Raw genomic sequence first — 6,209 nt, 5'->3', positions numbered from 1 at the left:
GTGGCCGTTCTTTCGAGCGTCGTGACGACCGTGGCGGCAACGGTGGCGGCTTCCGCCGCGACGACAACCGCGGTGGCGGCGGCGGCTTCAACCGCGACCGTCGTGACGACAACCGTGGTGGCGGCTCGGGCACCGGCTTCCGCCGCGACGACCGCCCCTCCGGCGGCCACCGCGGCAGCGACCGTCCCTTCAACCGTGACCGCCGCGACGACCGCCCGTCGAGCGGCTCGGGCGGCTTCCGCTCCGGCGGCCACGACCGCCCGTCGTACAACCGCAACTCGGGCACGTCCGGCACCGGCACGGGCACCGGCTCCTTCGGCCGCCGCGACGACAAGCCGCGCTGGAAGCGCAACGGCTGACGCCTGCTGAACAGTTGAACCTGAGGGCCCATCCCGTACGGGGTGGGCCCTTCGGCGTGCCGGGGTGGCCGGGCTTCAGCCGAATGTGACGCATGTCATGTCCCTGTCCTGGGCAACGCTCGGGCATGAAACCACCACCAGGATCCGACGAGGAACGCCTCGCCCAGCTCGGCTACACCCAGGTTCTCGCGCGGCGGATGTCCGCGTTCTCGAACTACGCGGTCTCGTTCACGATCATCTCGGTGCTTTCCGGGTGTCTCACCATGTATCTGTTCGGGATGAACACCGGTGGGCCCGCCCTGATCACCTGGGGGTGGGTCGGGGTCGGCCTCATGACGTTGTTCGTGGGGCTCGCCATGGCGGAGATCTGTTCCGCCTATCCGACCTCCGCCGGGCTGTACTTCTGGGCGCACCGGCTCGCGCCGTCCCGGACCGCGGCCGCGTGGGCCTGGTTCACGGGGTGGTTCAACGTGCTCGGGCAGGTCGCCGTCACCGCGGGGATCGACTTCGGTGCGGCCTCGTTCCTGGGGGCCTATCTGAATCTGCAGTTCGACTTCCGGGTCACCGAGGAGCGGACGGTTCTGTTGTTCGCCGCGATCCTCGTGCTGCACGGGCTGCTCAACACCTTCGGTGTGCGGATCGTCGGGCTGCTCAACAGCGTGAGCGTGTGGTGGCACGTGGCCGGAGTGGCCGTGATCGTCGGTGCGCTCGCCTTCTCACCCGACTCACACCAGTCGGCGACCTTCGTCTTCACCGAGTTCGTCAACAACACCGGCTGGGGAAGCGGGCTGTACGTGGCGCTCATCGGGCTGCTCATGGCCCAGTACACCTTCACCGGGTACGACGCCTCCGCCCATATGACGGAGGAGACCCACGAAGCGTCCACCGCCGGGCCCAAGGGCATCGTGCGGTCCATCTGGACGTCCTGGATCGCGGGCTTCGTCCTGCTCCTCGGCTTCACCTTCGCCATCCAGTCGTACGACGGGGCCCGTGAGTCGGCGACGGGGGCGCCGCCCGCGCAGATTCTGCTCGACGCGCTCGGGGCGACCTCGGGCAAGCTGCTTCTGCTCGTCGTCATCGGCGCGCAGCTCTTCTGCGGAATGGCCTCCGTGACCGCCAACTCCCGTATGATCTACGCCTTTTCGCGGGACGGAGCGCTGCCCTTCTCGCGCGTCTGGCACTCGGTCGACCCGCGCACGCGGACCCCGGTCGCGGCGGTGTGGCTGGCCGCGCTCGGCGCCCTCGTCCTCGGCCTGCCGTACCTGATCAATGTCACGGCGTACGCGGCGGTGACGTCCATCGCCGTCATCGGGCTCTACATCGCGTACGTCATTCCGACCCTCCTGCGGCTGCGCAAGGGCGACGCGTTCGAGCGCGGGCCCTGGCACCTGGGCCGCTGGTCGCGTCCCATCGGCATCGTCGCGGTGGCATGGGTCGGCGTGATCACCGTCCTCTTCATGCTGCCGCAGGTCTCGCCGGTCACCTGGGAGACCTTCAACTACGCCCCGATCGCGGTCCTCGTCGTCCTCGGCTTCGCGGCGGTCTGGTGGCTGGCGTCGGCCCGGCACTGGTTCCTCAATCCGGACCACGCCCGCACGCGGGCGCGGGACGCTGCGCGGGCGAATCCGACTACTCGGCGACCGTGAAGTAGTCGGCCGGGTCGAGAGTGTTGAAGGCGATCCATCGCTGTGGCCTCACGGCGTTGGATGCGGCGGGGGATGCGGTGGTGGACTCGGTGGTGGATACGGCGGTGCATTTTGAGCCCTTCGTACCGGTATCGCCGCCTCCGCCGTCCGGCGCTGCGCGGAAGAAGCCCTGGATGTCGAGGGCGACCCGGGGATCGTCGTCGACGCGGCGCGCCATCTCGTAGAAGACGGCGAGGACGTGGATGCAGCGGGGGGCCTCCGCCAGGATCAGGCCCGCGCCCGCGCCGGAGCAGGAGCAGTCGGCGGTGATGAGCGTCGGGGCCGGTGGGTGGCCCGCGGCGGTGATCTCGCGGTACAGCTCGTCGGTGAGGGCGGGCTGACCGCCGCCGCTCAGGTGGCGGGAGATCCCGGCGGCCGCCTCCCGGGACATCGGCGCCACCTCGATGGTCGCCGTCGAGGGCTTGCGACCGTGCCGGACGTCGGCGCGCACGGTCCGGCCGTCGAGCGTGACCCGCACCTTCTCGTCGCGCGCCATCCTGCGCGCACGCGGCAGCCGCGGATCGGGACGGGTCTGGCGCAACGGCTCGGCGAGCCGGACCCAGTCCCTGCCCCATACGGTGTATCCGAAATCGTTGTCGGGCATCTGTCAGCTGTCTCGCTTCCGGCGCAGGATCGCGATGAGGCGGTCGTCGTCCAGGCGGGCCAGTTCACCGACGCCGGACATGTCCGTGATGTCGGAGAGCGCGGACTTGCGCGCGTGCATCGCCGCGATGTGCTCCTCGACGGTGGTGCCCGTGGTCAGCGTGGTGACGGTGACGGTACGGGTCTGCCCGATGCGGTGGACGCGGTCGGAGGCCTGCGCCTCCACGGCCGGGTTCCACCAACGGTCGAAGTGGATGACGTCGGCGGCGCGGGTGAGGGTGAGCCCGGTGCCGCCGGCCTTCAGGCTGAGCACCAGGACCTTCGGGCCGCCGTCGGCCTGGAACCGCTCGACGATGTCGGCCCGTTGCGCCTGGTCGAGGCCGCCGTGGAAGAACGGCACCGCCACGCCGAACTGCTCGTGGAAGTGGCGCACAAGGAGCTCGCCGGTCTGCCGGTACTGGGTGAAGACCAGCGTCGGGGAGCCGGTCTCCAGCCTGGATCCGGTATCCAGGTTGGTGGCCACGATGTCGGTGCAGAGGTCGAGCTTCCCCGACCTGCCCGACAGCTCCCCGAGGTCACCGGTGATCAGGCCCGGGTGGTTGCAGACCTGCTTGAGCGAGGTGAGGGCGGCGAGGATCCTGGTGCGGCGCTGCGCGCCGATGCCGAAGCCGTCGTCGATCACCTGGTCGAGCAGCCGGTCGTACACCTGTTGCTGTTCTTCGGTGAGGTCGCAGATCAGGTCGGCGTGGATCTTGGGCGGGAGCGACCCCGCGACCTGTGCCTTCTTCCGCATCAGCACGATCGGCTCGATGGCGCCGCGCAACCGGCTCGCGGCGGCCCGGGAGCCCTCCGCGATCGGCCGGGCGAAGCGGCGCCGGAACTGTGTCTTGTGCGCGAAGAGTTGCGGCGCGACCAGGTTGAGCAGCGCCCAGAGCTCCTCGAGGTGGTTCTCGACGGGCGTGCCGGTCAGGGCGACGCGGGCGTCGGCCGCGATGCCCCGGGCGGCCTTCGACACCTGCGTACGAGGGTTCTTCAGGACCTGCGCCTCGTCGAAGACGGCGGTGATCCAGCGCTGCCCGGCCAGGGCGGGGCCGTGCGTGCGCAGCGTCGGGTAGCCGGTCAGGACCACCGTGCCGCCGTCCCCTGTGCCGCCGTCCCCTGTGCCACCGTCCCCCGTACCGCCGACCCCCGTGCCGCCGTCGACCTTCGGCAGCGGACCGCCACGCCAGGTCACCGTCCGCAGATCCGGTGCGAACCGCGCGATCTCATGGGCCCAGTTGCCGACCAGGGACGTCGGGCAGACCACCAACTGCGGCCCCTGCCCGGCGCGTCCGGCGAGACAGCCGATGGTTTGCAGCGTCTTGCCGAGCCCCATCTCGTCGGCGAGCACCGCGCCGCCGTGCGCCTCGACGGTCTCGCGCAGCCAGCTCACGCCCCGTATCTGATACGGCCGCAGCGTGGCGGTGAGCGCCGTGCGCAGCTCGCCCGCGACGGCGTCGGTGTGCCGGAAGACGGCGGCGGCGTGCTCCGCCGTCGTCATGGCGACACCGGTGGCGTCGGGCACGGCGTGCGCGGCGATCGGCAGGGGCCGCGCGTCGCCGCCGCCCGCGATCCGTGCCCGCCAGACGTCCACGGAGTGGCCGGGCGATTCGAGGGGTGCGTCGGCGAGCCGGTCCGGCTCGACCAGCGCGCAGTCGACGTCGGCCACCTCGAACCCGTCGAGGTCCGGGGTGGGGACGACCAGGGGAACGGTCCCGCTCTCCCCGACCGGCGGGGCCGCGCCCACGGTGCGGCCCGACCAGGTCCACAGGGCGAACATGTGCCGGTCGGGGAGGTAGGTGGCCTGTACCTGGCTGTCGAGTGTCCGGCTGCCGAGTGTCCGGCTGTCGAGTGTCCGGCTGGCGAGCACGCCGCCGGTGAGGCTCTGTCCGTTTCCCTTTCCCATGAGTCAGCGGCTGCTCACGTTGTCGGCGTCGTACGAGGGTTGGTTTACGGGGTCCGGCTTCTCGTGCTTCTGCGCCCGCTTCTCGCTGGGGCCAGTACGCAGGGAGAACACGAGCACCGCTGCTGCGCCGAGGGCGATCAGCATGATCCAGACCGCGCCGACGTGCATGGCGTGGATGAACGCGTCATCGGCGGCGTGCGCCAGAGCGGGCCGGTGGGTCTCGGTGGCGACGTGCCTGGCCTGTTCGGCGGAGACCTGCGCCCGGTCCCGTACCGACCCGGGGACGCCGTCGAGCGAGGGCTCGATCGCGCGCCGGTAGACGATCGACATGATCGTGCCGCCGACCGCGATGCCGATCACGCTGCCGGTCTGCCGCACGGTGTTGGTGACGGCCGATCCGGCGCCCGCCCGCTCCAGCGGCAGGGAGCTGATCAGTGCCGCGGTCACCGGGCCGAGCACCATGCCGACCGTGAGGCCCTGGACCAATACGAGGATCTCGATCCAGACGAGCGGGGTGTCAAGACCGAAGAACCCGTACGCACCCATGGTCAGTGCCGCCACGACGAGCGCCGGTGCGCTGACGAGCCGGAGCGGCCAGCGCCGCACCAGACGTGCGCCGACGGGTGCTCCGAGGGTCGCGCCGACCGCGGTCGGGAGGGACGCGAGGCCCGCCTCCATCGGTGAGTAGCCGCGCGCGCCCTGGAGGTAGAACGCGTTGTAGAAGGTCACGGCGGTCACGGCGAAGAGGAGCAGGCCGAGGGCGACGTTGCCGCCGCCGAAGGTGCGCTGCGCGAGCAGTCGGGGGTCGAAGCTCGGCACCTTGATCCGCAGTTCGACCAGGACGAAGGCGATCAGCAGGACGATGCCGACGGCGATCGGCGCCCAGACGTCCGTACGGCCCCAGGCGGCCACCTGGCCTGCGCGGATCAGGCCATAGGCGAGGGCGGCGAGTCCGGTGATCGAAAGGAGCATTCCGGCGCCGTCCAGCGGACGCGGGACGGGGCTGCGGAAATTCGGGACCAGTACGGTGATTCCGATGAGCGCCACGATCACGACCGGGACATTGACCAGGAAGACCGAGCCCCACCAGAAATGGTCGAGCAGGAACCCGGCGAGGACCGGGCCCGCGGCCATTCCGACACCGGCGGACGTCGAGGAAATGGCGATCGCGGTCGACCGCGCGGGACCGGTGAAGGTCCACATGAGGATCGCGAGGTTTCCGGGCATGATCAGCGCGCTGCCGACACCCATCGCGGCACGCGCGGCAATCAGCTGCCCGGCGTCTCCCGCGTACGCCGCCCATATCGAGGACCCGGCGAATACGACCAATCCCGCGACGAGCACCGTCCGGTGACCGAAGCGGTCGCCGAGGGCGCCCGCGGTGAACATCAACGTGGCGAAGGCCAGGGTGTACGAGCCGGTGGCCCACTGCAGCTCGGCGGGGCCTGCGTCGAGGCCGCGGACCGGGTCGGCGAGGGTCTCGAGGGCGGTACTCAGGACGGTGTTGTCCAGCCAGATCAGCAGCGAGCACACCATGAGGACGGCGAGGATCGACTGCTGCCTGGACTTCGGCAGCGTTGGAGATGTGCTCATGAATTCCCTTGGGTGGGTCCGATG

Annotated in this window: 4 protein-coding genes and 1 pseudogene; 2 read left to right on the top strand and 3 right to left on the bottom strand. The window is 70.6% G+C overall.

Features of this window, described 5'->3' with window-relative positions:
• Positions 1–359: pseudogene (locus ABZ953_RS07650) on the top strand (RNA helicase); the annotation flags it as partial.
• 125 nt (positions 360–484) lie between these two features.
• Positions 485–2,005: an amino acid permease gene (locus ABZ953_RS07645; RefSeq protein ID WP_361718361.1), complete on the top strand. Its 1,521-nt coding sequence runs from the start codon at positions 485–487 to the stop codon at positions 2,003–2,005.
• Here ABZ953_RS07645 and ABZ953_RS07640 read toward each other — a convergent pair.
• From ABZ953_RS07640 to ABZ953_RS07630, 3 genes are read right to left on the bottom strand one after another with little or no spacing between them, the layout of a single operon-like run.
• Positions 1,989–2,648, bottom strand: a complete 660-nt coding sequence (locus tag ABZ953_RS07640; RefSeq protein WP_361718358.1) for a hypothetical protein — start codon at positions 2,646–2,648, stop codon at positions 1,989–1,991. The genes ABZ953_RS07645 and ABZ953_RS07640 overlap by 17 nt on opposite strands.
• Before the next feature lie 3 nt (positions 2,649–2,651).
• Complete coding sequence (locus ABZ953_RS07635) at positions 2,652–4,592, bottom strand: DEAD/DEAH box helicase (protein WP_361718355.1); 1,941 nt, start codon at positions 4,590–4,592, stop codon at positions 2,652–2,654.
• A gap of 3 nt (positions 4,593–4,595) precedes the next feature.
• Positions 4,596–6,185, bottom strand: coding sequence for an MFS transporter (locus ABZ953_RS07630; protein ID WP_361718352.1), 1,590 nt, complete (start codon positions 6,183–6,185; stop codon positions 4,596–4,598).
• Between the last annotated feature and the right edge of the window lie 24 nt (positions 6,186–6,209).

This window comes from Streptomyces sp. NPDC046465, assembly GCF_040646035.1.
Taxonomy (GTDB): domain Bacteria; phylum Actinomycetota; class Actinomycetes; order Streptomycetales; family Streptomycetaceae; genus Streptomyces.
Note: the sequence above shows the minus strand (reverse complement) of the source record. Positions and strands in the feature narration are given on the sequence as shown.